24 protein-coding genes and 2 riboswitches are annotated in these 25,791 nt (G+C 34.7%); of the genes, 15 read left to right on the forward strand and 9 right to left on the reverse strand.

The genetic code is table 11. The features are described 5' to 3' along the window. The first annotated feature begins 331 nt into the window (after positions 1-331). Positions 332-781, forward strand: coding sequence for a CBO0543 family protein (locus LIS78_RS31625; RefSeq protein WP_350495079.1), 450 nt, complete (start codon positions 332-334; stop codon positions 779-781). Positions 782-1,605: 824 nt separating this feature from the next. On the opposite strand, the gene LIS78_RS27230 is transcribed toward LIS78_RS31625, so the two are convergent. The 5 genes from LIS78_RS27230 to LIS78_RS27250 all read right to left on the reverse strand — a co-directional run bounded on the left by LIS78_RS27230 (position 1,606) and on the right by LIS78_RS27250 (position 8,219). Beyond that, complete coding sequence (locus LIS78_RS27230; protein ID WP_209151872.1) at positions 1,606-2,706, reverse strand: GerAB/ArcD/ProY family transporter; 1,101 nt, start codon at positions 2,704-2,706, stop codon at positions 1,606-1,608. Between the two features lie 211 nt (positions 2,707-2,917). Continuing rightward, positions 2,918-4,030 (reverse strand): GerAB/ArcD/ProY family transporter, encoded by a 1,113-nt coding sequence (locus tag LIS78_RS27235; RefSeq protein ID WP_252285436.1) that lies wholly within the window; start codon positions 4,028-4,030, stop codon positions 2,918-2,920. Between the two features lie 216 nt (positions 4,031-4,246). Next, complete coding sequence (locus LIS78_RS27240; RefSeq protein ID WP_209151868.1) at positions 4,247-5,356, reverse strand: GerAB/ArcD/ProY family transporter; 1,110 nt, start codon at positions 5,354-5,356, stop codon at positions 4,247-4,249. A 21-nt stretch (positions 5,357-5,377) separates the two neighbouring features. Next, on the reverse strand, positions 5,378-6,607 hold the full coding sequence (locus LIS78_RS27245; protein WP_209151866.1) for a Ger(x)C family spore germination protein: 1,230 nt from the start codon (positions 6,605-6,607) through the stop codon (positions 5,378-5,380). After that, a complete protein-coding gene (locus LIS78_RS27250; protein WP_252285437.1) occupies positions 6,597-8,219 on the reverse strand; it encodes a spore germination protein in 1,623 nt (540 codons plus the stop codon). The genes LIS78_RS27245 and LIS78_RS27250 overlap by 11 nt, the downstream gene beginning before the upstream one ends. Before the next feature lie 132 nt (positions 8,220-8,351). On the opposite strand from LIS78_RS27250, the gene LIS78_RS27255 reads away from it, so the two are divergent. Then, positions 8,352-8,576, forward strand: a complete 225-nt coding sequence (locus tag LIS78_RS27255; RefSeq protein ID WP_209151861.1) for a YczF family membrane protein — start codon at positions 8,352-8,354, stop codon at positions 8,574-8,576. 89 nt (positions 8,577-8,665) lie between these two features. On the opposite strand, the gene LIS78_RS27260 is transcribed toward LIS78_RS27255, so the two are convergent. Continuing rightward, positions 8,666-9,442, reverse strand: a complete 777-nt coding sequence (locus LIS78_RS27260) for a DUF4046 domain-containing protein (RefSeq protein ID WP_209151859.1) — start codon at positions 9,440-9,442, stop codon at positions 8,666-8,668. A gap of 650 nt (positions 9,443-10,092) precedes the next feature. Here LIS78_RS27260 and LIS78_RS31535 point away from each other — a divergent pair. The 4 genes from LIS78_RS31535 (at position 10,093) to LIS78_RS27275 (ending at position 11,981) form a co-directional block, all read left to right on the forward strand. After that, entirely contained in the window at positions 10,093-10,224 is a 132-nt protein-coding gene (locus tag LIS78_RS31535; protein WP_280640329.1) for a hypothetical protein, read from the forward strand. Between the two features lie 32 nt (positions 10,225-10,256). Next, a complete protein-coding gene (locus LIS78_RS27265; RefSeq protein ID WP_209151857.1) occupies positions 10,257-10,577 on the forward strand; it encodes a hypothetical protein in 321 nt (106 codons plus the stop codon). A 119-nt stretch (positions 10,578-10,696) separates the two neighbouring features. Continuing rightward, on the forward strand, positions 10,697-11,176 hold the full coding sequence (locus LIS78_RS27270) for an Rpn family recombination-promoting nuclease/putative transposase (protein WP_245210741.1): 480 nt from the start codon (positions 10,697-10,699) through the stop codon (positions 11,174-11,176). Between the two features lie 637 nt (positions 11,177-11,813). Further along, positions 11,814-11,981, forward strand: a complete 168-nt coding sequence (locus tag LIS78_RS27275) for a hypothetical protein (RefSeq protein WP_209151855.1) — start codon at positions 11,814-11,816, stop codon at positions 11,979-11,981. 648 nt (positions 11,982-12,629) lie between these two features. Here LIS78_RS27275 and LIS78_RS27280 read toward each other — a convergent pair. After that, the gene (locus tag LIS78_RS27280; protein ID WP_209151853.1) at positions 12,630-14,459 is read right to left on the reverse strand and encodes an APC family permease; all 1,830 of its coding nucleotides are present in this window, start codon (positions 14,457-14,459) and stop codon (positions 12,630-12,632) included. Between the two features lie 129 nt (positions 14,460-14,588). Continuing rightward, positions 14,589-14,735: riboswitch (cyclic di-AMP (ydaO/yuaA leader) on the reverse strand. 255 nt (positions 14,736-14,990) lie between these two features. Between LIS78_RS27280 and LIS78_RS27285 the strand changes: the two genes are divergently transcribed. From LIS78_RS27285 to LIS78_RS27310, 6 genes are all read left to right on the forward strand, one after another. Then, a complete protein-coding gene (locus LIS78_RS27285; protein WP_252285438.1) occupies positions 14,991-15,539 on the forward strand; it encodes a DUF3231 family protein in 549 nt (182 codons plus the stop codon). A gap of 302 nt (positions 15,540-15,841) precedes the next feature. Then, entirely contained in the window at positions 15,842-16,042 is a 201-nt protein-coding gene (locus tag LIS78_RS27290; RefSeq protein WP_209151849.1) for a gamma-type small acid-soluble spore protein, read from the forward strand. 604 nt (positions 16,043-16,646) lie between these two features. Beyond that, the gene (locus tag LIS78_RS27295) at positions 16,647-17,246 is read left to right on the forward strand and encodes a nitroreductase family protein (protein ID WP_209151847.1); all 600 of its coding nucleotides are present in this window, start codon (positions 16,647-16,649) and stop codon (positions 17,244-17,246) included. Between the two features lie 355 nt (positions 17,247-17,601). Next, complete coding sequence (locus LIS78_RS27300) at positions 17,602-17,802, forward strand: cold-shock protein (protein WP_209151845.1); 201 nt, start codon at positions 17,602-17,604, stop codon at positions 17,800-17,802. 1,114 nt (positions 17,803-18,916) lie between these two features. After that, positions 18,917-19,396: a site-2 protease family protein gene (locus LIS78_RS27305; protein ID WP_209151843.1), complete on the forward strand. Its 480-nt coding sequence runs from the start codon at positions 18,917-18,919 to the stop codon at positions 19,394-19,396. A 286-nt stretch (positions 19,397-19,682) separates the two neighbouring features. After that, a riboswitch (SAM riboswitch) is annotated at positions 19,683-19,783 on the forward strand. Positions 19,784-19,864: 81 nt separating this feature from the next. After that, positions 19,865-20,992, forward strand: a complete 1,128-nt coding sequence (locus LIS78_RS27310; RefSeq protein ID WP_252285373.1) for a 5-methyltetrahydropteroyltriglutamate--homocysteine S-methyltransferase — start codon at positions 19,865-19,867, stop codon at positions 20,990-20,992. Between the two features lie 804 nt (positions 20,993-21,796). On the opposite strand, the gene LIS78_RS27315 is transcribed toward LIS78_RS27310, so the two are convergent. Next, complete coding sequence (locus tag LIS78_RS27315; RefSeq protein WP_209151839.1) at positions 21,797-22,126, reverse strand: hypothetical protein; 330 nt, start codon at positions 22,124-22,126, stop codon at positions 21,797-21,799. A 309-nt stretch (positions 22,127-22,435) separates the two neighbouring features. On the opposite strand from LIS78_RS27315, the gene LIS78_RS27320 reads away from it, so the two are divergent. Continuing rightward, positions 22,436-23,338, forward strand: a complete 903-nt coding sequence (locus LIS78_RS27320; protein WP_209151838.1) for an Rpn family recombination-promoting nuclease/putative transposase — start codon at positions 22,436-22,438, stop codon at positions 23,336-23,338. Positions 23,339-23,625: 287 nt separating this feature from the next. On the opposite strand, the gene LIS78_RS27325 is transcribed toward LIS78_RS27320, so the two are convergent. Next, entirely contained in the window at positions 23,626-24,180 is a 555-nt protein-coding gene (locus LIS78_RS27325; protein ID WP_209151836.1) for a helix-turn-helix domain-containing protein, read from the reverse strand. Positions 24,181-24,293: 113 nt separating this feature from the next. Between LIS78_RS27325 and LIS78_RS27330 the strand changes: the two genes are divergently transcribed. After that, on the forward strand, positions 24,294-24,878 hold the full coding sequence (locus tag LIS78_RS27330) for a LysE family transporter (RefSeq protein ID WP_209151835.1): 585 nt from the start codon (positions 24,294-24,296) through the stop codon (positions 24,876-24,878). 610 nt (positions 24,879-25,488) lie between these two features. Beyond that, on the forward strand, positions 25,489-25,695 hold the full coding sequence (locus LIS78_RS27335; RefSeq protein ID WP_434092390.1) for a UPF0715 family protein: 207 nt from the start codon (positions 25,489-25,491) through the stop codon (positions 25,693-25,695). The last annotated feature ends 96 nt before the right edge of the window (positions 25,696-25,791 follow it).

The raw sequence follows: 25,791 nt of genomic DNA on the forward strand, positions 1-25,791 counted from the left end.
TTGCTTCAATCCATTATGTGAAACTAATTTAAATGTTATTAGAATGAAGATAAGAAAAGCATTTGATAATAGTGCCAATAACTCGCATTATGTTAACTAAAGATGTATAGCATATACAGCTTAAAAACAGAAAAACTCTCCCAATGCGTTAAGGAAGTTTTCTGTGTAAAATTCGAATAAGAAAATCCGTAGATGCCTCACGGCGTCTTGTGTAGTTTGTTCCGAATGTGAAAAATTATTCGTTGTTGGCTAACTTACATTTTTATTTTATAAATAGACATACTAATTGTATCCAATTTATTTAGTAATCAAAGGTGGAAGTCTAATATTGATGTATGTCTTTCTGTGCTTTTTAGTTTTTAATTTACTAGCATTTTTCGCACCTAAAAGATTAGTTCCTATTGAAATATATGCTACATGCGTTTTTGCCTATGCTTATGGGGTAACAACAGATTTAGTGTTAGATCTGCATTACAATTTGTATGGTTATCTTCAAAAAGGGTTTCAGTGGTTATCGCTTTTAGCAGTTATTATGTATTTTCCCTCTATCAGTTTTTTGTTTTTAAATTTTTACTCGTTTAACAAAGGTTTAGGAGGAAAAGTACTTTACATTTTAAGTTGGACACTTTTTTCTGTTGTATTTGAATGGTTCGTAGTTAATACGGACTTTTTTTATTATAATGGCTGGAAATTACTATATTCGGCTCTAGTATACCCAATCATTTTTCTTATTCTTGTAGGTAACTTGAAATTGGTAAGAAAAATAATGGCTAGTAAATGATAATTGTCCTCCCTGAAAACCTCCATAAGGAAGAAAGGTAAGTAAACAGGCTTTAAGAAAACTTAAAGCCTGTTTTTGTGCCTATAAATTGTTTTATGATAACTAATACAGTTTAAAAATCACACAACCAACCTATGAGTCCTAAAGGTTGATTTTTTTGTTGCGAAAATTTCGGGTAGAAAGTTAATGAGCTTCCTAAGTAGTTTGCTCAATAGAAAAATAAAGTATGTATTTTCAATTGTTGTTTATTTTTTCAAATATTCGTTTTCCTAAATCATCTAAGGTATTTCTTAACCACAGTGTTTGAGCAAATGCAGCTAATAGAGATACCAAACCCATAATTAGAATAAAGCTCAACTTATTATTTGCTTTTCGGTACATATCAGGTTGAAGCCACCTTTAACATTTTTTACATAGTATTTCTTTTCCTTACCCTTTTTATTATAAAAGTTCTTAGAAATGAAATTGTGGTAACTGCTGCTTTAGATAGCGAATTTTTTAAAACAATTAATATAAGTAATAACTATGTTTTGTATAAATAATCAAGTTTTAAAAGAGAAAAGTCCATATTAGAAATTAACAAGCACTAAAGAATCTTAATTATTCGTTTTTTTAAATTTAAAGTACGCATATCCACTTAGTATGATGGCTACCAACACTATACAAGTAAGAGGAAATAGAATTGTATTAATAAAATGATCATATAACCAAGTATACAGAAAAATCACCTCACATAATTTAAATCCATTTTAATAAGTACTAGCTCATAATGAATTATTGGAATTGAAGATTTATATCATTTAAAAAGTTAGCAAACAAATCTGTTATACTTTCTGCTTCTTTCTATTTTTTAAGAATGCAATAAGAAGAAGCAGAGGAGGAATAATCGCGAGAAGAGGAATATGCAGAACAAACATTTCTACTCCTATTCCTTCATGGACATGTTCTTGAAAATTACTAGAAATCGTCAGAGACATAAATAAAATGATGATTCCGAAAGGATATGACAGTCGTGAAGGTGATTTAATCTTAAACAAGTTGGCAGTTCCTATGACAGCCGCGTAAAATAGCACACTAATCTTAAAAAAACCACCAATAACTAAAGCAAGCATAAAAAATACATCAAGGCGTTCCAAAAAGTCAGCTACTTGAATACTTTGTACAGTGCTAAGAAGAGGGAACTGCGAACGTGCAGTCAAATCCACACCAAGTACACTAAGGTTTACAATCATGGTAATGGTTAGATTGATGCCTGTTAATCCCGTTGCCCATATCATGGTCACTTTTGCCTTTTTTGGATTTTTCAAATAGGGTAAAATCATTGTGAAAACAATGGCTTCTCCGAAAGGGAAATATAAAATCTGATTAAATGTGACCTTTAGGATAGGAAAAATTCCTTCTTCAAGTACAGGTCGTAAGTTCTTAAAATCGATTAGCCCCGAACACACAATCAGAATAAAACCAGTAACGGCTAGTATATACATGAATATGAAAAAGATTTCTCCCGATCGGGCTATTACTTCAATTCCTTTGCGGACCGTATAAATAATAACAAGGATCAGCAAAGCATTGGCAATAAATAAAGGGGTATCCGGGTAAGCAAAGGTCAACAACATCTCACCTATATCACGTAGAACCCTTGCTACATCATAGATAAAATAAAAGATATATATAAAGGCAAGTAATGAACCCAGCGCTTTCCCTAGAATCTTTTGCATGTATTCTGTAGGAAGGAGATCTGGGTAATACAGATAAAGCCTATGGTAGACTAGTAATAGAACGAAACTGAGTACCATTCCAAATAGAATCGCAAGCCAAGCGTCCTGTTTTGCGTCCATGGCAATAGGTAACAATAAAGAAGTACCTAGTTCAAACAGAACCATTAGGATAAAGAGCTGACTAGCACTAATTTTGGCTTTTTCCATTCAACCGGCCTCCTTCTCGATTTTATTAAAGCGATCTTCTGTTTCTTTTGAATTGTTCTTTGACCTTTTTGTGACTTGAAATCTTTTGAACATTATGTAGTAGAAGTTAGGTTTGCTTTAAGGTTTATTCTGGACTAAAAGTATTCTTTGCACGGGTAAGGATTTTACTAGGAATTTCAACGAGAATGACAATATTTCATATAAAAATTAACTAGTTCAATGTGTTCTTTCCATGCTTCTTCCTATTTTTAAAGAAAGCTACAAGAAGAAGAAAAGGAGGAACAATTGCAAGAAGAGGGATATGTATAACAAACATTGCCACTTTCAGTCCTTCATGGTTATGCTCTTGAAGATTACTCGCAATGGTAATAGATAAAAAGAGAATGATTAGCCCCAAAGGATATGATAACCGTGAAGGTGATTTAACTTTGAATAGAGTAGCCGTACCTACGACAGCTGCGTAAAATAATAAGCAGATTTTAAAGAAGATGGTGATAATTAAAGCAAGCATAAAAAATACATCAAGCCGTTCTAAAAAGTTAGCTACTTGGATGCTCTCAATTGTGCTAAGAAGTGGGTATTGTGAACGTGCAGTTAAATCAACACCCAGTACACAGACATTAATAAGCATGGTAATAATTAAATTGATTCCACTTAATCCCGTTGCACATAGCATGGTCACCTTTGCCTTCTTAGGATTATTTAAATACGGCAAAATCATGGTAAATACAATGACTTCTGTAAATGGGAAATACAAAGTTTGAGTAAATACCACTTTTAGGACAGGGAATAAGCCTTCTTCCAAAATAGGTTGTAAATTTTTAATCTCAATTAAACCAGAAGAAACAATTAAGATAAAGCCAGCAACCGCAAGGACATACATAAAAATAAACAGCAATTCTCCTGATCGAGCTATGACCTCAATTCCTTTTCTAATTGTGTAAATAATGACAAGCATTAATAATGCATTCGCGATGAATAAAGGTGTGTCAGGATAGGCAAAAGTTAACAGCATCTCACCAAAATCACGTAGAACCCTTGAGGCATCGTACATAAAGTAAAGAATGTAAACAAATGCTAGTACGGTGCCCATGACCTTACCTAAGATTTTTTGCATATATTCGGTAGGCAAAAGGTCAGGGTAATATGTATAAAGCCTATGATAGACTAATAATAGAACGAAACTGAATACCATTCCAAGCAGAATCGCAAGCCAAGCGTCTTGTTTTGCATCTATCGCAAGAGGTACCAGTAAAGCACTACCCAGTTCGAATAGGACCATTAAGATAAAGAGCTGACTAGAACTAATCTTAGCTTTTTCCATTCAATTGAGACCTCCTTTTTGGTTTTATTAAAATAACCTTCTGCTTTTTTGAATCGTTCTTTAACCTTTTCATCACGTACGATCTTCTGAACGTTATGTAGTAGATATGAGATTTGTTTTAAAGGTAACTCTAATGTAGAGAGAATTTTTCTGCAGGTAATTACCTTATTAGGAAATGTTGCTATAAAGACAATATTCTATATGAAAACTAGCTAGTCAAACATGTTTGCCCCCATGGTCCTTCCTTTTTTGTAAGAAAGCTATAAAAAGAAGGATAGGAGGAATTATTATGAATAGAGGAATATGTAGAATAAACTTGGCTATATATAATCCTTCATGGAGGTGTTCTTGGAAATTACTCGCGATTGTGATAGATAGAAATAGAATAACAATACCTAAAGGATACGCTAACTTTGAAGGTGATTTAATTTTGAATAAGTTAGCTGTTCCTATAGTGGCTGCATAAAATAATATGGTAACCTTAAAAAAAATGCCAATCACCATAGCAAGCATAAAAAATACATCAAGCCTTTCTAAAAAATCTGCTACTTGGATGCTCGCGACTGTACTAAGAAGTGGAAATTGGGAACGAGCAGTTAGATTAACACCAATTACACTGATATTAATGAGCATCGTAATAACTAAATTGATTCCACTTAATCCCGTTGCACATAGCATGGTCACCTTTGCTTTCTTCGAGTTATTTAAATACGGCAAAATCATTGTGAATACGATAGCTTCGGTAAATGGAAAATATAAGGTTTCAGACGCTGCAACCTTTACCGTTGGTAATATTCCTTCTTCCAAAACAGGTTGTAAATTCTTGAAATCAATTAAACCAGAAGAAACAATTAAGATAAAGCCAGCAACCGCAAGAACATACATAAAAATAAACAGCAATTCTCCTGATCGAGCTATGACCTCAATTCCTTTTCTAATTGTGTAAATAATGACAAGCATTAATAATGCATTCGCGATGAATAAAGGCGTGTCAGGATAGGCAAAAGTTAACAGCATTTCACCAAAATCACGTAGAACCCTTGAGGCATCATACATAAAATAAAGAATGTAAACAAAAGCCAGTACGGTGCCCATCACTTTACCTAAGATTTTTTGCATATATTCTGTGGGTAAGAGGTTGGGATAATACGAATAAAGTTTATGATAAACTAAAAATAAAACAAAGCTTCCTAACATGCCCAGCAGAATCGCAAGCCATGCATCCTGTTTAGCTCTTATGGCAAGAGGTACCAGTAAAGCACTCCCCAGCTCAAACAGAACCATTAAAATAAAGAGCTGACTGGCACTAATTTTTGCTTTCTCCATTTAACTGGCACCTCCTTTTTCTTACTTTTGATTCTCTTTTATTCCTGAAAGAAATGACTTGTTTCGTAAGCCAGCGCGACGTACATAGGCTTCCACTGTAATATCTACATCTAACTTCGGAAAGTACACATCATTCCATTCCATTTTTAATTTCTTAAATTGATTTGGTCTAGTACGGTGAACCACTTCGCCAAACCCCAAGATATCCGTTTTGTTTTTTTGCGCACGTTCAATAGCTGTCTTTAGCTCTTTTTTAATTTCTTTCCTCACCGATTGTTCGATTTTTGTAATGACCTTTGGATTGGTGATATCAACAGGTACCTCCATGTCACCGATATCTCCTTCAACACGTGTATGAACAGAAATATGAGGTTGCCCATTCTTCACTTGAGCAGACACACTTGTTTTTTGTCGTACAGTTTGATAAGCAATTGCTTCTTTTCTTCCTTTCCAATCAATATTAATATCCGTTCCTTGGATTTTGTCGAGAATCCATACCGTTCCTCTTGCTGGTTTTCCATACAGCCAATCTACTAGTTTTCCCTGTTTTAAGACAGCAATTCCCGAAGCTCGAAGTGTCGCTCCAGGTGCACTTTCTTGAAGGTTATCCAGCTTTTGTGCTTGCTGGGGATTCCCATCTAGACGAAATCCTGATACGACAGTTCCTCTTCCGGGAGATTCAAGGCTCTTCATCACCTCTTGAAGCGATGTTTTTACATTCTCTCCCCATTTTCTTTCCGTAAATTCTAAGGTTTTTAGCACTTTATTCGCTGGAATCTTATCAACTGGTGTTAACGTTTTCACAAGGTCAGCTGCGGACGAATGGTTGGCAATCACGAGGGTGGAAGTATTTCGAAATTCTGGATCTCGATCAAACGCATCCACTAATGTATTAATTCCTTCTTCTTTGGCCAGTTTTTCACCAACCACGACCAAGTTTGTATGAGCATAATACAATCGTCGAGAAATTCTGCCCGAAGCCCGTCTACTTGCTTCGACTACATTGTCTCCTGAAGCTGAATAAATGGTAATAGGAGGGCTCTGGGTACCACCACCACCTCCTTGCATACCTCCTGCCACATTCCCTGGATTAATAATTTGGAGCGTTATGTGATATCTTCCATCTTTTGTTTTATCGACGCCCAGAGCTGCCACGATGGCAAGGTCAGTTAACTCCTTTTTACTCCAACAACTTGTGAGCAAGATGGTTATCGTCATCATCAACAAAAGAAAAAATCCCTTACGCTTCATTGTTGTCACCTTCTTCAAGGTCCCGATTTACCATACCACGAGATGCAGGAGGATGTGGGTATTGATTTGCTCCTTCTCGAACCGTATTAGCAGTAATTAATCGAGGTCTTTGTCTCAGCGTCCACCACGGTAATCTTACGATAGTATCTCCATTATTTACGGGGATGAAGGGAGCAAATGGGGCCATATAGGGTACTCCAAATGAACGTAAGCTGCATAGATGGACAACCATCATTAAAAGACACAAAATGATGCCGTAGAAACCAAATGTTGCTGCACCAATCATAAACAAAAAACGAATTAAGCGAGCTGAAATCGCCATATCAAAAGAAGGTGTGGCAAAACTAGCAATGGCTGTGATCGATACAATGATAACCATTGCTGGTGACACAATACTTGCTTGAACAGCTGCTTGGCCAATTACGAGGGCCCCGACAATGGATACGGCTGAACCAATGGCTTTGGGTAAGCGTATCCCTGCTTCTCGTAAGATTTCAAAGGTTAGTTCCATGAGAAGAGCTTCCACAAATGCTGGGAAAGGAACAGCTTCCCTTTGTGCCGCAATGGCTACAATCAGCGTTGTGGGCACCATTTCCTGGTGGAAGGTTGTAACGGCGACATAGGTAGCAGGCGCAATAAGCGAAATCATAAACATAAAAATACGTAAAAGACGAATCGAGGTTGCAATGTCGAACCGGGCATAATAATCTTCAGCCGATTGGAAAAATTGCATAAATACAGCTGGCGCAATGAGTACAAAAGGGGTCCCATCCACAAATATAGCAATCCGCCCTTCTAACAAGTTTCCAGCTACAACATCAGGTCTTTCCGTATTGTAGATAGTTGGAAAAGGGGTGAATGTTTGATCCTCTATTAGTTGTTCAATATAACCTGATTCCAAAATGCTATCTATATCAATGCGATGTAATCGTTGACGAATTTCTTTAACGACTTTATCATTGGCAATGCCATTTATGTACATAAGCGTCACATCTGTCTTTGTCGCACGTCCAACTTTTAAAGACTCCATCCATAAATCGGGGGTCTTAATGATGCGGCGTACCATAGCTGTATTGGTCCCAAGAGACTCGGTAAATGCTCCTTTTGGCCCTCGCACCACCATTTGGGTAGTAGATTCCGCAATGGAGCGCTTTTCTCCACCTTTGGTGCTAGCACTCAGCGCCTGATCTACTCCATCCACTAAAATAAGAGTATCGCCTGCCATTAAAGATGCAAATAAATCATCCAAATTAGTGATGGAAGATATGTTTCCAATTGTCATTATATCTTTAGAAAGCAGGTCTATCGCATTGTGTTGATTTATTTCTTCTTTATGATCATCCTTCATCATAGATTGCAGTAGATACTCTTGAATCGACTGATTGTCTACAATTCCTTCTACATAGACAATCGCCGTTTTAATGTCGGAATTCCCCCCCATTTTTATCTCACGAATAACGACATCTGAACTATTTCCAGTTTTCTGTTTAATCATGTTAAGGTTGCCCGATAATGAAACTTGTATCAGTTCTATTGGATGATCAGTAGTTTTATTTTCGTCATTCTGTTGTCGTTTCTTTTTTGGTTTGCGATCTTTAAAAAACGAAGGCATAGATTTAAGCACCCTTCTTTAAGTTTTTATTACTTTAACCATATATGAGTTTTTTATGTAAAAATTAACAAAAAATATTTATGTATCATCATAGAAGAAAGAGAAGAACCTATTAAATGGAGCGTGATAGATATGAAAATCATAGGTATTAGTCTTTTAATGATGGGATGCTTAATGGGCTTTTCTTTAGGCATTGACATTTTTCAAGGGTTTGATGTTTCTCAGGCATTGTACAACGCCGTGAGTCCTTTTCGGGTGATGGAGGTTGCCGAATTATTTGTACTCTTTTTTCTTCTTTTTCTTTTTTTTGCTGAATCTTTATATCTTTTTATAAAAAAGAAAAATCAAAGCAAGTAACCATATACTCAGCAATCATTATTTTTAAAAATAGGAAATGGACATAATGGTAATTTAGATCAGGTTATTCGTTTCAATCGGTACTTTTATTAATCAAGTTCCACATAGTATAATTCATTGTCTATATTTGTTAGTTGGTTTTTTATCCATTCCTTCACGTTGTTCATTCTGGAATCAAACGCCATTTGAAAGAGACCAGTTAACTGAAAATCGGTGAAATCACTTCCTTTTAATTTGAGGAAAGCCTCCTCATAAGAAGAGAAATGAAGCTGTTTGAATAAAAAATTGTTCATAGCCTCTCGAATATATTCTTCATTTTTCCAACAATTCATAGGAACATGAGCAAATTGCCAAGGCCTAAAGACACCAGGATAAATTGCTTCAACTATTTGAAAAGGAGAGTAGCCTAAAAGGGTAAAGGGTCCGCCTAGACCATGTTGTTTAAAAAAATGGAAATTAACCTTAAAAGGGATTTCTTCCATAGGGAGTCTCAATTTTTCCTCTATTACATATTTTACTGCTTCAATAGCTCGCCTTTTCCCTTCTTCTCCGTTCCAATATTTATCAGGAGTTTGTTGGAATTGCCAAGGTTTAAATTTTCCTGGATAGGCATTATCAATAACTTCATAATAATTCCATCCATATAGCATAGCAGGGGGTCTGAGACGATGAGACCATAATGTATTGGCGCCTACTTGAAAAGGGATTTCATCGATGGGGATCGATAAGTGTTGCTCAAGTAAATAACATGTCATATAGCGCATATATTTTTTTCCTTCCTTACCTACAAAGAAATAATTAGGAAATCGTTTTCGTCTCTTGTCTAGAACATCTTGATAAACTTCAATGACTTGTTCTCTATTCACTATCGAAAGCCCCTTTTAAGAAATTATATTTTTTATTATTATGTATAATAATGGAATTTATATACAAAAAGGGCTAAATCTCTATAAAATACATATTAAAAAGACAAGAAAAGCTACTGATTCTTTATCAGTAGCTTTCCGTGATATATGTTGTCAACTCGCAACAATGAGGATTTTCAAATGGACGCTTCATAGCATCTTAAGTAGTTTCCTCCACTTATCGAGTGTTATTCTTCATGAAGGAAATATTCCTTCTAACTAAAAGAATTTCTGCCTTTATATAGAAAATAACCTTAAGGTTTGATTAAAAATATGGATAGTGACTTCTAGAGAACTTATTTATAAAAGTAATGGGCTACAAATTTCTTCAGGTATTCTTCTAAGTTATAGTAAGCAGTTAGACCTCAGCCTTTTGCTTTTGCACTATAAAAATTCAACTAGACGGTCAGGCCTTCGGGACTGGCCCCCTTTGTTACCTCGCCTAATTTCCGCACGGTCATTTTTTCTACTGTTTTCGTTTTTCCTGCAGACGTTATAGGTCGCGCACTTCCCAGCGTAAAAATCTTTTCGTTTTACACTTGTTGTAAGACTCTAAATGTGACAATTAGAGAGACAGTTTAGCAAATTTAACAACGGAAGAGTTAGAAGGGTTGATTGGCTTAGATAAAGTTGAGTCAATCCAAGCTTCTGCAGGAGATGAAACTGTTATACGTGAAGAAGGCAATGTATTTGCTGACTGGTATCGAGAGGAATTAATTTGTATAATAAAAGAGAATCAGTAGCAATATTATAGCGACCGAGGAGGTGAGCGAATATGAGTCTACGAGAAGAACTACTGGCGCAGGAATATGACGAAAGAACAAAGCCGCGAGGATTCGTATACTTCACAGACGCTGACGGCCAAGTTGTCGCTAAGACTTGCCGTAAATGCCGCGAATTAAAACACGCAAAGAACTATCATTATAAAAGCGATGGATTCGGTCAACTTGGGCCATACTGCAGAGTTTGCGTTTCTGATCGCGACCGAGATTATTACGTTAAAAATAGAGAGCGAGTAAAACGAGTTAAAAACGCTTATTACCATAGAAAAAGGTCCGAGCAACTTTCTCTTAATTTATTCAGGGATAGCGAGTAGTATCACGGCGGCCAATAAGGTCGCTTTTTTGTTTACATACTGATAAGTCTCCTTGTTGATCACGCCTAAAATCGCCTAGCGTTACCATTAACATTGTCAACTTCCGTTACTTATCTCATATCCATGATTATCATTCGACCTTTCAGTTATATGAAAGAGAACAAAAAGTACTCTTAACAGATATGCTCGAAATCCATTTCATGGAGCTACCTAAGTTATTGATTAAGTGGCGTAACAAAGAGGTTGACCCTCGAGAGGATCAACTCGTACTATGGTTATTATTACTTGAAGCATCCGAAGATGAAAAAATCACTCATGTATTGGAGGAGATTGTGATGCAAGAAGATCAAGTATTAAAAAAAGCAATGGATGAATGGGAACGTGTAAGTCAGGATCCTGAAGTCATACTAGCATATGAAGCTCGACGGAAAGCTTTGTTAGATGAAAAATCCGCGTTAAGAAGAGCAGAAAACCAAGGAGAGACAAAAGCTCTGAGAACAGTGGTATTGAGTATGACTGAAAAAGGAATGAATCCTACTGAAATAGCAGGATTAACAGGAATTCCAGAAGAGATAATTAAGAAGCTACTTCAGCAGTAATCAGTTTAATAATCCATTATGATGCTTAAGCAGTGTAATTAATACACTGCTTAAAGTGCATTCTGTAGAACTGTATCCTAAACGTAAATATAGTTAGGTATGCCAGTTCTAACTTTATTAGGAATGGGATCTGTTTTAAAAGAAACTATTGATAATAAAATCTTCGCCAAAGTTATTGATTTTCTACCTAGTGAACAATTTAATCAAATTGCTATGAATATAAGCAAGAGTAATAATTCTGGTAATATAGGTAAAAGCTTATTAATCCTAATTGTTTGGGTAATCATATCACTTGTTGTTACGGTTATCACATATAATAGACGTAGATTTGATAAGTAAATATATATCTAGAGAAGCTCTGCAGAAAAGGACATTAAAGCATTTTTATTACACACATTGTTTCTTGTACTAAATGTAGATTTAAATAGTATACAAACCTAAAATTTTTGAAGTTGTATGTATATGAATCTATAAATCTGGCCAGACTATTAATGTATTCCCCCTATTCCAATAAATTTGAAAATCCTTTGCATATATCAGCAAAGGATTATTTTTTTGAAATCTTCCTTTTATTGGTTGTTAATCTAGATAAAAGGGAATTAAGTATATTAATAGCACACAAAGGAGATATGCATTGGTGATAAATTACGGGTACTATACTGGATCCCTGTTCGTAAGGGAATTAGAACGTTTAAAAGAAGAATATATTCAACTTGATCTTGACGATATGAAAGTAATAATTAAAGAAGATATTTTACTTTTAGAAAAAGCAATGGATATGTTGTATAGGAATAAAGTGTATTAAATTGAGCAAACTACCCAAGACGCCGTGAGGTATCTACCACTAAAACCATATTCGTATTCCCAACAAAACAACCTACTGTACAGGAGCAGTAGGTTGTTTTGTTTTATAAATGTATATAGCCATATATCCCTAGTTGCCATAAAACCAATTATCGGAAATCCCATGCTAAAAAGCCCTATTTCTACTATGATAAGGGCTTTTTATTTGTAAACTTATAACGTTATGAACAGGAAAGGAATTACGTCATTTTGAACGAAACCATACTAAGCTATAACTATTTACAATTAAGATCAAAGACATTTTGAATAGAGGAAAAAATTTTTACTAACTTTTTAAAAATAGGACTATGTGAAATATCCTTTTTTTATTATAATCTATCTGTATGATGTTACTATGCAATCTTCTCAATTGATCGATGTAATAAAAATCATTTTTAAACCTTTGTTTTTATGGTTACATCCGAGCTAAATAAAATACAAACTGAAGGAGAGTAAACAGCCCTTGGTATTTGCAATTATTTATGAATTTTTATCTTCTCTACTAATCAAACCTGAATCAAAAATTAAAAAACGCGTTAGGTAGACTAACAATTCATATAGGAAAGATAAAGCCCATTGACTTATTAAGTAAATGGGCTTTTTATTCACTCTATTTTTTAAATTTATAAGGCAATGTGGTTACAATGACATTTTTCCGATAAAGAAGGTGAGCCCTTAGTAATAAGCTTGATTGGTTATGCAACGCGTTATGCCAGCTTTTTCTTGTGATAAATTGTGGAATTAAAACAGTGACAGCCATATGGCTATCATCAGCTCGCTCTTCTACACGATCAATAAAGCGTAAAAGAGGTCCGACTAAGCTTCGATATTGTGAGTAGAATGTAACTAAGCGTATATTAGGATATCGTTCGTTCCATATCTCTTCCATTCTCTTTTCACTTTCACGGTCAAATGCCACATGGACCGCAATAACTGTGTCTCCAATAATTTTTGCATAGTTGATTGAATTCTCGACAGCCCTTGTTAAGCCTGCAACTGGTATAATGACTACATTTCCTTCTAATGCTAATGCTTCTTTATCTCCTGGCTTGATACGAAGTTGCTTTCCCACCTCTACATAATGGTTCTTAATACGGTGGAACAGATAGACGATAAGAGGTAAGAAGATTAAAACAGCCCATACTTGTGAGAATTTTGTTGTAAAGAAAATAATCAGTACTGTGAAACTAATAAAAGCTCCTATAAAATTGGTCACTAACTTTCCCTGCCAGCCAGCTGGCTTTTCTTTTACCCATTTTACAATCATACCTGTTTGAGATAGCGTAAATGGAATGAATACTCCAACGGCATATAAAGGAATTAACCGTTCTGTATTGCCTTGAAACGCTATGATGAGTGCAATAGAGGCAATTCCAAGGGTCACAATTCCATTTGAATAGCCTAAACGATCACCACGTATCGTAAACATACGAGGGATATACTTATCTACAGCTAAATTAACAGCTAGTAAAGGAAAGGCTGAAAAGCCTGTATTAGCAGCCAACACTAAAATTAAAGCTGTGGTACCTTGAACAAAATAATAGAAACCATTACGTCCCAACACTTGGGAAGCGAGTTGCGAAACAACCGTCTCCTCTGCTTTAGGTGCAATTCCAAACCAATAAGCCAAGAACATGACACCTGAAAACAAAATAGCCAAAATAATGCCCATTGCAACAAGCGTACGTACAGCATTTCTTGCAGCCGGTTGTCTAAAGTTTGTTACAGCATTTGAAATAGCTTCTACACCTGTAAGGGCTGAACACCCTGAAGAAAAAGCTCGTAGCAGTAAAAATAAGCTGATTCCCGGAACTGCAGTTCCAATAGCCGGATGAACGTCAGGAGAGACCTGACCAGTGGCTACTTTCCATATGCCTACTCCTATTAAAAGAACCAATGCAAGAACAAATAAATAAACAGGATATGCTAAAGCAGAAGCTGATTCTGTTACCCCTCTCAAGTTTAAAATCATAATAAGGATAACTAATAAACAAGCAATAATGACCTTATAATCATGTAAAAGAGGAAAAGCCGACGTTAGTGCATCTGTTCCAGACGAAATACTTACAGATACGGTTAAGATATAGTCTACTAATAGAGATCCTCCAGCAATAAGCCCTGCATTCTCTCCAAGGTTATGTTTAGATACAACATAAGCGCCACCCCCTTCTGGATAGGCATAAATAATTTGTCGGTAAGAAAGGATAAGGGCTGTTAAAAGAATAAGTACACCAATACCGATAGGTATTGAATACCAAAATGCGATCATTCCAATGGTAGCAAGTACGATTAAAACCTGCTCTGGGCCATATGCCACGGACGAAAGTGCATCGGATGAAAGAATAGCTAAGGCCTTGATCTTATTTAACTTTTGTTCACCTAGCTCTTTTGATTTAAGTGGCCTCCCAATTAATAAACGTTTTATGGATGAATAGCTCATCTAAACTCCTCCTGCAACCTATGCCATTTACCTATATTAGTTTACTCTCATCATTCCCTATCTCAGAAAAAAAACACAAAAAAGAACACTAAGGTTCTGCTTAGTGTTCTTTCCAGGACAAATAAAAGCAAACCTTCTCTTCAAACGCTGATGAGGTTAGCTGTCGGGTTCGGGCCTTTAGAGTAGCCCTATCTTCTTTTAGAAGGATTCACCCCAAGTGCAAGTGCACATAAAACTGGGTCCCCCACTCCCTAGTGGATTAAGCGATAAAAGGTATAAAAATAGCAAGGTCATATATGTATGTTAGGTACTATACGCCTGAATGCTATATTTGTAAAGAGAGATACCAATGAAATTTAATATTTCATATAATTTGTTTTTATACTATTTTTCTGTTATATATTGCGCGTTTTTTCACCCTAACATGCTCAACAATCAGCCCGTTTTCTAATAAGTGTTGCACTAAAAAGTCTTCTGTGCATTAGAAATCCTCGTTAGGGGAAAGTAAAAAAAGAAAGGAAGGTGAAGTATGTGCCTGATCTTTTGCAAGCCTTGAAAAGTGTAGTTCAGTCTTTTGTTAAAGATGAGAACAAAACGCCTCTTCACATTGGCGAGGCGATGGGATGTTGGATATTTTTAGCGTTAGTGGGTGAGACACAAGTACAGACTGAAGCAGGAATTAACAGTACAACGGATCCCGAATTAAGAAAAGCTTTCCATGAAGCAGTTAAGATGTTCAAATCACAGAAAGAACGAATTATTGCCTTTATGTTATCAGAGGGAGTTCCTATTCCACCCTTAAGTGAATCCAAGCCGCAGTCTAACCCAAGCGATGTTCCATTGGGGGTCAAGTTAACGGATGATGAACTTGCAAACAGTCTTAATATTAAAATGGTTATTTTAATTACCTATTGTGCAAATGCAATCATTCAATCCGCACGCAATGATGTTACTTTGATATGGATGGAATATTTGCAGGAATATATGACGTTTGGAGCAACCCTAAAAGAACTTGTGAAAAGACGAGGATGGCTTAAAGTCCCTCCATACTATTATGCTCCGGGAGCACCGATAAAATGAGATAGTAAAAGAAATTCTTAAGAAAGAGTACCTTGATACTTCCTTAAATCTAGGAGGTCTTTCTTTGTTGGGGATAAGTTATTGATAACTTGAGCAAATTACACAAGACACTATAATGTGTCAAATACATCTATTTAGAGCATTCACCAGAAGAACTATCTTACTCGTATAAGGTAGTTTTTTCTGTTTTCAGCCTGTATATAGTATGCATGTTTAGTTAACATAATGAAAATTATCAGTGATCAACTACTCCTTAAAAGCTTTTTAGAATAGTTATGACCCCTTCGGGAACATTAATTTTTATGGAGGTGATTGTAATGACTAATAACCAACAATCAAACAAAACTTCTGCAGGAACAAACGCTGCAAAAGTAAAACACCAAAATGCTGCATCTGCATCTAACAAATTTGGAACAGAATTTGCTAGTGAAACGGATGTACAAGCAGTAAAGCAACAAAACGCTCAAGCAGAAGCTAAAAAAAATCAAAACTCGGGGCAATAATAAAGAAAAATTTTGAGCAAACTGACACTTTGAGACAGCCGTGAGGGCTTCATAAGATACTTCTCCATTCCTTACGAGGACAGAAAAGCCACTGATTAGGTCCAGTGGTTTTTCTGTTTTTAAGCTGTATATGAAATACAGAGATAGTTTACATAATGTAGGTTATAAGAAATCTGCATAAAGACGCCGTGGAGCATATACCACTATAAAACCGTATTCGTTATAAACGTTTATTTATCATAAAACACTTTATAGAAAGAGATAAGACAGTCTAGCAGATAGTCGGCTTTCAAACGTAATTCTAACTAATAAAGACTATATTTTTAAAGGAATCTTTCATCAATACGTAGAATTAATAGCCAAGAATTCGTCTTTTATAAATAATGAGAAAAAAGTACAATTAACGGATCTTTCTAAGAACTTCAATTTAGGTTATATTCAGATTGAAAAATTGTTATTTTTACATATTATATGGGCGAATCACTTGAAAATAATAAAAGAGTATAAAAAGCAGGAAAAGAAAGGAACTATACAAGGAAGTGACGTATAGGTTTCCTCAAAAAGTTTAATTCCGGCACACTACATTACAGGGGGAATTATCATAATGTCAAAAGATTTTTATTCTGTTTTAAAAGAAAGACGCTCTTATTATGGAATCAATAAAGATGTACAAGTATCTGATGAAAGAATTAAAGAAATTGTAGAGTTTGCTGTAAAACACACTCCATCTGCATTTAACTCACAAACGGCACGTCTTGTCGTATTGACAGGCAAATCACATGATGAATTATGGAATATTACTACGGATACTTTGAGAAAAGTAGTGGGGGATAGAGATTTTACTGGAACTCAACAAAAAATGGATGCATTTAAGAGTGGTTACGGGACTGTATTATTCTTTGAAGATAAGGCAGGAGTAAAAAGTCTTCAAAAACAGTTTCCTTCTTATGCCGACAACTTCCCAATCTGGTCAAACCAAGCATCTGGTATGCATCAATTAGTAATATGGGCTGCGTTAGAATCAGAAGGTTTAGGAGCCTCACTGCAGCACTATAACCCACTTATTGATGAAGAAGTAAAAAAAGAGTGGAATATCCCTTCTAACTGGAAGTTAATTGCTCAAATGCCGTTTGGTAACCCAACTGCACAACCAGGCGAGAAAGAATTTCAGCCTGTTGAGAATCGTGTGAAATTCTACAGCTGAAATTGAAATGAAAAAATTTAAAAAATCCTAGCCGCAAGGATCAAATCTTTAGTTTTTTTATTTTAATTAGCCGAAGCAAAAAAATAGCTTTCAGCATATAAATGTTGAAAGCGAAAGATAGTCTGATACAAGTGATTGTCTATATTTTACCAAACGTATGTTCTGTCGTCAATTAATAGGAGTAAGGGACGATATCAGTATCACTATCATTCAGCTGTATAACGGAAAGAATAATTTTGTAGAATTAATCAATATAATAATTTAAGTTTAAAATACCTTCATTCAGATAATATAATAAGTAAGCTAGATTTAATCATCATCTGGTTTATTTTCTATATTGTGGGAGGAAGTAAAAATGGAACATGGTAAAGTGAAATGGTTTAATGCTGAAAAAGGCTTTGGATTCATCGAGCGTGAAAGTGGAGAAGATGTGTTTGTTCACTTCTCAGCTATTCAAGGGGAAGGTTTTAAGTCCTTGGATGAGGGTGAAGAAGTGACTTTTGATATTGAACAAGGGCAACGTGGCCCACAAGCGACAAACGTACGTAAAGCGTAAGAATCCATAGCGAAAACCTACTGATGTATTCCCTATCAGTAGGTTTTTCTTTTTAACAAATAAGTTGCTGATAGCTTGAGAAAACTATTCAAGATGTATGAAAGCATCATGACTAATTTCTAAATACGTTACAAAAAAAACTATTGGTTACTGCCAATAGTTTTTTTCTATTCTCAAATTGTATATCCCCCATATTCCTAGTTACCATAAAACATTTTTCCGGAACAGACCAACAAAAAGAACCCTTGGTGGGCAAGGGTTTCGATAAGGCTACAGATTTCTGTTTTATGCAGCTCTTTATACATCGTTGATATAACGAATTTTTCCTCTCAGATGATTGAAAGATGTATAAAATCTTTCCTTATATATAGGCTTTTTCTGAAAAAAATCATATTCATAGGGGGGATATGTTGAACTTGTGTTCTCTCATACATTGTTTACGTATGAACCCTGCTAAGGAGCATCCTTGTATGTGAATGACAGAGTTGTTCCTCTATAACAAGATCTGTATGACAACCTTTCAATTAATATGTTATAATTACTAGTAGACCTAACCTTTCTTATACTTTCGCAAAGTATAACTCAAAATCAAAAAAAGTCACCTCACTCTCCAATGCCAATAGAATGAGGTGCTTTTTATTTTATAGTGTCGTTTAATCTTCTTCCGGAATCTTAATTAAAATAGCGATAGCTACTGTTGTCAGAAATATAACCCCTAAAGTTATCAATAGATTTGTACTCATATCTCCCATCTACCCTTCTACTCTAATCCCTATAATTTCATTGTAACAAAGGAAGTAAGTGAATAGAACAAAAAGATGAAAGCGTTTTATTTATATTTTTATCATGTTAAAATACTTAAATTGTTTTAACCCGATTAACGTATGTAATTTTTTTCTTGAGTAGAGTAAGCTACCTTTTTCTATTTGGAGGTAGCTCTTTTTATTGTAAAGAAAGTCCGGTTTAATTATTTACTTAACCTAATGGAAATCATAAACACAAAGCATAGGAAAGCACCATTCTCTTATACAACCCTCATAAAATTACCGGTTTTGATAGACGAAAATGTGGAATATCAAATGTAAGATTATTTTAGGATGAAGGGGAGACAGGTATGTTTGGATGGAGTGATATGCCGAAATTATTATTTTCTTTTTTAATTGTCATTCCACTTGTGTCTGTTATTCACCAACTGGGGCACTCACTTATGGCTATTATTTTAGGAGGAAGGGTCGATTTTACCATTGGACAAGGGAGAACGATTTTTAGGTGGAAAAAAATTAAAATAAAATCTATTTATTTTTTGCACTCCTTTTGTATTTACGAAAAATTAAAATATGATAACCGGTTTACTCATGCTTGTGTTTATGCTGGAGGTACCATAGCTAATTTAGCGTCTATCCTTCTTGTGTATGGTTTAATTATGTTGGGTGTTCTCTCAAAGAATCTCTTTTCTTACCAATTTGTTTATTTCTCTATTTATTATATTGTTTTCTCGCTCTTACCCTTTGAATATTCAGAAACGAGTTTCAGTGATGGGCGAGCTATCTATGATGCATTGAGATATGGAAAGATAACGTGTAATCCGGATTAACAAAGGAAAAGTGGCTAATTAAAACTGTACGTCCACAACGTGTATTAACGTGGCAACGGTACTGAAATAGATACTGATTAGTAATCAAGTGGTAATTCTTTAGATACTACAATGTAGCTACTGCAGTAAACTTACCTGTCCAACAAAAAATAAAGAAGAACTCTTACTGCATTAGGTAATGAGTAAGTTGTGAGATAAAAGGTGTTTTATTTCTGATTTTTCAATCTTTTTATTGGCAAGTTAAGAAAACAAGTGTAACCTTTTTCCTAGTTAATTAAATTAAATATTCTTATCTCGAGAGGTGGAGGGACTGGCCCAAGGAAGCCTCGGCAACAGACTGTTAAGGTACTGTGCCAATTCCAGTAGCAATTTGCTTGAAGATAAGAAGAGAGCTCATAACGATTATTAACCTCTTCTTATTTTTAAGAAGAGGTTTTTTATTTTGAACAGAAAGAAGGAAACAATACCATGATGAAGACATTAGTGAAAGCTCCATTTAAAGCTGATCACGTAGGCAGCTTTTTACGAACAACTCCCCTTAAAGAAGCAAGAGAAGCGTATGCGAATGGGAAAATCAATAAGGACGATTTAAAATCTGTAGAGGACAAAGAAATTGAAAAACTTGTCCAGAAACAAATTGAGGTGGGGCTTAAATCCATCACTGATGGTGAATTTAGACGTTCTTGGTGGCATTTGGACTTCTTATCAGGATTAGAAGGCGTAGAGGAGTTTGAAACAGAATATATCAGCCAATTCAAAGGCGCAAAAACAAAAAATAAAGCGATTAAGGTAGTAGGTAAAATAGACTTCAATCATCATTATATGCTGGAACACTTCACGTTTTTAAAAGAAGTTGTCGAACAGTATGGTGATGGAAGCCAAGTCGCTAAATTCTCAATTCCAAGCCCCAACATGTTATTTACTCGAATTCAAGAAGATACATATTACAACGGAAACAGAACGCAGTTTTATCATGATACTGTAGCTGCTTATCAAAAAGCCATTCAATCTTTTTATGATGCAGGCTGCCGTTACCTACAATTAGATGATACTTCTTGGATTGATTTTATTTCTGAAGAACGTATAGATGCAGTTGTTGAGAAGCTTGGTATGGACGTAAAGGACATTATTGATACGCGAGTAAGTTGCTTAAATGATGCTATTTCTAAAAAGCCTGAAGATATGCTCATTACGATGCATATTTGTCGTGGAAACTTCAGGTCTACGTATATCACAAGTGGCGGCTACGAAACTATATCTGATGCAATCTTTGCTAACTTACATGTAGATGGACTTTTCCTTGAATATGATGATAACCGTTCAGGAGATTTTGGACCGTTAAAAAGCTTTACACGTAACAACCAAACCGTTGTATTAGGATTAGTAACATCTAAGTTCCCTACATTAGAAGAAGCTGAGATTATTAAGCAAAAAATAAAAGAAGCAAGCGAATATATTCCTCTGGAAAACTTGTCATTGAGTCCTCAATGTGGCTTTGCAAGTACAGAAGAAGGAAATGAATTAACAGAAGAGGAGCAATGGAATAAAATTAAACATGTAATTCAAATTGCCCAAGATGTCTGGGAAGCTAACTAAAGGGCGATATTTGATGTTTTATTTTACATAAGAAATATCCTGGACATGTAGAAGAATGTAAATTGGCTTGTAATTCAGATGGTGTGAGCTCCCGTAGTTTTCCTGCCGGCTTACTAACTTGTGAGAAGACTCTTTAGGCTAACTCGTCTAAAAAAAGCTTTAAGTTCGTTATTTTGTTATTTATTTAGTTGGCAAATTAAAATCTAATTCCCTGCTTAATAAATCTTTACCATCTGAGGTTGTGATATTAGGAATGCGGAAATGAACAAATTCCTAAAAAGTATGGGAAGAAGCCTGTATCTAAGGAGATACAGGCTTCTTTTTTTCGAGTTTACATAAGATATGTTATAGGTAGTCATAACGCAAAGTGATAAACATAAAATACAATTAGGAACTATCAGCCTGATCTTTCCTTAAGAAAAAACAATCCAACTCCCACGGATTGTTTTTTCTCTTTTTATATAAATGATTAATTTTTTTACATATTGAGCAAACTACACAAGATGCTGTGAAGCATCACTTTGGAAATCCTCATCTTTTTGAGTTGACAGCATGTATCAAGAAAAACTACTGATCCCTGTTCAGTGTTTTTTTCTTGATACATAAGTTATTAATAATTTGGGCAAACTACTAAAGTCAACGTAATCTGTTCTTTATAAGAATGGAACATAAAAAAGCGACTGGTATATTACCAGTCGCTTTTTCTCTTTTTAAGCTTCATATCACATAGATCTTTAGTTACCATAATCACAGTTCTAGGAACTAAAAAAGCTAGAAATGTAATGTTTCTAGCCTTTTCAACCTTTATTTATATCGTCTTGCTGAAAAGAATTGAACAATCGGAAAAATAACTAATGACAGACATATAGCTGCAAATAAAGATATATTGCCGAAATCATTTCTTCTGACAAAAATAATGCGATCAGCTACCCACAAAACAAAAAGAGATATTGTCAAGGTGTGATAACTTGTTTTGGCACTTATAGTAGCAACCTTCTTACCCATTTCATCTTTTTGAACTTTTCTATCGAATCCCCAAGTAGCAAATTGAAATATGCTAGTTAAAACTACAACTATTCCTATAACACCAGTTACTCCTATACTATATCCATTTTTAAAATCTGTAATATACATCGTGATTAGCAAAAGGCACTTGCGTATAGCAAGTGCCTTTTATAATGTGAGTAAAACATTAAAGCGACAATTCACTTAAAACTGTTGTTATTCTTATTAATTATATAGTTCCGTCTAAAAAGAGATTACGTTATTTTTGAGGTGTTTTTTTCAATAAAATCACTAAAGAGCTTTTAATTTTTTTTATTATCAATAATGAAGAACGAGAGATACCTGATGGTCACTTTATTACGCTATAAAGCGAGAAATAGAAAGAACCCATACAGTCATGGTATACTAATAACAAACATGGAGGCGATGGAGGATATTATGACGAAACGATTAGATTTACGTGTCGACTTTGCTTTTAAATCACTATTTGGCACACATGGAAATGAATCTATTTTAGCTGCCTTTTTAAACGCAGCACTCCGTTTTCCAGATGAGAAGAAAATTCAAACGGTTCAATTATTAGATCCTCATTTTAATAAAGAAAACCAAGAAGATAAACGCTCAATTTTAGATGTACACGCGCAGTTGGAGGATGGAAGTCGTGTCAATATTGAAATTCAGCTTAATAATAAACATGACATGGAAAAACGAACGCTCTATTACTGGTCCAAAATGTATAGTAGCCAAATGAAAGAAGGCATGGACTATGGAGAGCTTTGTAAAACGATTACCATTAATATTGTTAACTTCCGTTATTTATCGCATATCATGGATTATCATTCTACCTTTCAGTTATATGAGCGAGAACAGAAATTACTCTTAACGGATATGCTGGAAATTCACTTTATGGAGCTACCTAAGTTATTAATTAAATGGCGAAACAAAGAGGTAGATCCACGTGAAGATCAACTTGTACGATGGTTATTATTACTTGAAGCATCCGAGGATGAAGAAATCACTCAGGTATTGGAGGAGATTGCGATGCAAGAAGATCAAGTATTAAAGAAGGCGATGGACGAATGGGAACGTGTGAGTCAAGATCCCGAAGTATTATTAGCGTATGAGGCGAGAAGAAAGGCACTATTAGATGAAAAGTCAGCTTTAAAAAGAGCTGAAAGCCTTGGGAAAATAGAAGGAGAGAAAATTGGGGAGAAGAGAGGAGTAGAAAAAACCATTAGAACTATGGCTCTGGGTATGATTCATAAAGGAATAGACAATGAAACGATAAGTGACCTTACAGGCTTGTCACAAGAGGAAATCAATAATCTTCGACAACAGTGAAATTAATAATAAAAAGATTACCTATTAGATAATAAGGTAATCTTTATTTTTTTACTATTCCTGATTTCAAAAATTCAGTTACTATCAAATAGTTTTCCGTTCTGGTACAAAACTATTTGATGGAGATGTATAGAACCTACATGAACTGTTCACTTACAGATTATGATGCAATTCCAAGTGGCTTAAGTATGAACTTGACTCCATTTTGGACAGACTTCATCCAGATATAGGACTCATCGACTAAATAGTAAATACAGAAATAAAATTCCGTTCTTGAGAAAAGAGATTTAAACTGGATAATAGATAATCATACTTAATCGAGTTAGTGTTTTTCCACGATTATAATAAGAGTGAGGCCTATCAGCTTTAAGTCTAATAGCGTTCCCTCTCTTCACTATATATTCATTGTTATTTACCTTTATAGCGAGTTCTCCTTCAAAGACAGTTATGAACTCTTCCGTTCCTTCTCTATGCGAATCAGCCTCTAGGGATCCTCCTTCTTCTATCTCTACAGAATAAACTTCAAAGCGTCTATTGTCCTCAAAAGGAAAATAAGGATAAACCCGATATTTCCCGTTGTCTTCAGATAATATTTGAATGTCATTTTTTGAAATGACTTTTGTATCTGGTTGCGGATTATTTATTAATGAAGTAAAAGAAATTTTTAATCCATTGGCTATTTTCCAAATGGTTGTAATTGTAGGACTTGATTCCCCTCTTTCAATTTGTCCTATCATAGTCTTACTTACACCAGTTAATTCTGAGACTCTTTCGAGACTTAATTTCTTCCTTTCTCTAAATCCCTTCAAATTTTTAGCGACAATAAGATTTATTTCCTCCATAATTACACTCCTATAGTTATGTACAATATAACGACTATATTGTAAAATAAAAAGCACGACGTTATATTGTCCTTTTTGAACATTATAATATACATATTAGAGGAGGTTCAAATATGCCAGTATTATCATTCTTGCTATATGTCTTTGTAACCAGCTTTACCCCTGGTCCTAATAATATTATGGCCATGTTATTCGCTAACAAATATGGTTTAAAAAAGACCTTAAAGTTTTGTGTAGGAGTAGGTGCAGGTTTCCTTATAGTCATGTTGTTGTGTAGTTACCTTAATCTTTTACTCAAAAATTTCATCCCAAAAATTGAATTTTTTATGACTATCCTAGGTGCAGGTTATATGATGTATCTAGCTATAAAAATTATCCGTAGTAAAGGGGATAATGAAAATAACAATGAAGACCGGAATAACAGTTTTTTCATGGGGATGCTTTTACAATTTATAAATCCAAAAGGCATTTTATATGGTATAACAGCTATAGCAACCTTCATCCTTCCATATCACAATTCAAACTTTAGCTTACTAATGTATTCGCTATTTCTAGCTCTTATTGGCTTTATGAGTACATTCTGTTGGAGTTTATTTGGTTCATTTTTTCAAAAATTCCTCTCAAAGTATAGAAGTCAGTTTAATGTAGTTATGGCTTTATTATTAATGTATAGTGCAGTCTCAATTCTTATAAAATAAGTTCCTGATATATATTAAAAATAAAGTTTAATCTTGGAAGAATTTTAACGTTGTAAATATTCATTTTGTTAAAGAGTCATACTCGCGTTATGCAAAATAATAACGCCCTGTCGGTCGTCATAGTGTATATTTTGTACTCTATTGTAGTGGAAAAGAAGGGGTTTTCCTTTTCTTTTTTCATTCACTTTTCTTAAAACTTAAGACATCTAATTCACCAGACTGCTCTTGCTCCTTTTTACGTTATTTTTTAGCCGTCATGAAAAAGAACATACATTCCATTACTATCTATCCCTCCCTACTGTAGTAGGGTTTCTTTTTTATTCTTCAAGTAGACAGTAAAGCTTACTGCAGTAGCTACATAGTATCTAAAGAATTCCGACTTCATTACCTAATGGGTATCTATTTTGGTAGCGTAAAACATTAACATTTGTGTAATTAAAGTCATCCTAAAGGAGTGGCTTTTTAGAAGGGTTTTAGGGTTTTAAGTCCAAATAATCCCTTCATATGTTAAACAAGCGCCTATCAATCAGGTTTGAGTGAATTCATGTTTGTTACTTTGACTTTACATGCATATATTTAAAAACATAGATACGAATCACTTATTACACTCATTCCTTATTCTGTTGTAGCCGTACCACTGCAAATATTTTTAAATAAATGGCCTAAGAAATTTAATATGCTCTACTTATTTATCTATTGTGTCGTAGCAATCCTATTCCTTTATACCTCTCATGTGCTTCAAGGAAATTGGTCTGATCCAATATGGGATTATCGAAAAATGTTTATATTTGCGGTAGATGCAGCAGTTATATACTAATTTTGAGATTCCATTATCATGAACAAGAATGAATATCCTTATTACTATTACTTAAAAATCAAACTTAAATTAGTTAATTAGCTAATTTACATAAAA

The organism is Priestia megaterium (assembly GCF_023824195.1).
GTDB lineage: Bacteria > Bacillota > Bacilli > Bacillales > Bacillaceae_H > Priestia > Priestia megaterium_D.

What these genes read in the sequence shown, in the direction of transcription:
- LIS78_RS31625 (WP_350495079.1), top strand. Translation starts at nt 332, where the DNA reads ATGTATGTCTTTCTGTGCTTTTTAGTTTTTAATTTACTAGCATTTTTC.
- LIS78_RS27230 (WP_209151872.1), bottom strand. Translation starts at nt 2,706, where the DNA reads ATGGAAAAAGCCAAAATTAGTGCTAGTCAGCTCTTTATCCTAATGGTT.
- LIS78_RS27235 (WP_252285436.1), bottom strand. Translation starts at nt 4,030, where the DNA reads ATGGAAAAAGCTAAGATTAGTTCTAGTCAGCTCTTTATCTTAATGGTC.
- LIS78_RS27240 (WP_209151868.1), bottom strand. Translation starts at nt 5,356, where the DNA reads ATGGAGAAAGCAAAAATTAGTGCCAGTCAGCTCTTTATTTTAATGGTT.
- LIS78_RS27245 (WP_209151866.1), bottom strand. Translation starts at nt 6,607, where the DNA reads ATGAAGCGTAAGGGATTTTTTCTTTTGTTGATGATGACGATAACCATC.
- LIS78_RS27250 (WP_252285437.1), bottom strand. Translation starts at nt 8,219, where the DNA reads ATGCCTTCGTTTTTTAAAGATCGCAAACCAAAAAAGAAACGACAACAG.
- LIS78_RS27255 (WP_209151861.1), top strand. Translation starts at nt 8,352, where the DNA reads ATGAAAATCATAGGTATTAGTCTTTTAATGATGGGATGCTTAATGGGC.
- LIS78_RS27265 (WP_209151857.1), top strand. Translation starts at nt 10,257, where the DNA reads ATGAGTCTACGAGAAGAACTACTGGCGCAGGAATATGACGAAAGAACA.
- LIS78_RS27280 (WP_209151853.1), bottom strand. Translation starts at nt 14,459, where the DNA reads ATGAGCTATTCATCCATAAAACGTTTATTAATTGGGAGGCCACTTAAA.
- LIS78_RS27290 (WP_209151849.1), top strand. Translation starts at nt 15,842, where the DNA reads ATGGAGGTGATTGTAATGACTAATAACCAACAATCAAACAAAACTTCT.
- LIS78_RS27295 (WP_209151847.1), top strand. Translation starts at nt 16,647, where the DNA reads ATGTCAAAAGATTTTTATTCTGTTTTAAAAGAAAGACGCTCTTATTAT.
- LIS78_RS27300 (WP_209151845.1), top strand. Translation starts at nt 17,602, where the DNA reads ATGGAACATGGTAAAGTGAAATGGTTTAATGCTGAAAAAGGCTTTGGA.
- LIS78_RS27305 (WP_209151843.1), top strand. Translation starts at nt 18,917, where the DNA reads ATGTTTGGATGGAGTGATATGCCGAAATTATTATTTTCTTTTTTAATT.
- LIS78_RS27310 (WP_252285373.1), top strand. Translation starts at nt 19,865, where the DNA reads ATGATGAAGACATTAGTGAAAGCTCCATTTAAAGCTGATCACGTAGGC.
- LIS78_RS27315 (WP_209151839.1), bottom strand. Translation starts at nt 22,126, where the DNA reads ATGTATATTACAGATTTTAAAAATGGATATAGTATAGGAGTAACTGGT.
- LIS78_RS27320 (WP_209151838.1), top strand. Translation starts at nt 22,436, where the DNA reads ATGACGAAACGATTAGATTTACGTGTCGACTTTGCTTTTAAATCACTA.
- LIS78_RS27325 (WP_209151836.1), bottom strand. Translation starts at nt 24,180, where the DNA reads ATGGAGGAAATAAATCTTATTGTCGCTAAAAATTTGAAGGGATTTAGA.
- LIS78_RS27330 (WP_209151835.1), top strand. Translation starts at nt 24,294, where the DNA reads ATGCCAGTATTATCATTCTTGCTATATGTCTTTGTAACCAGCTTTACC.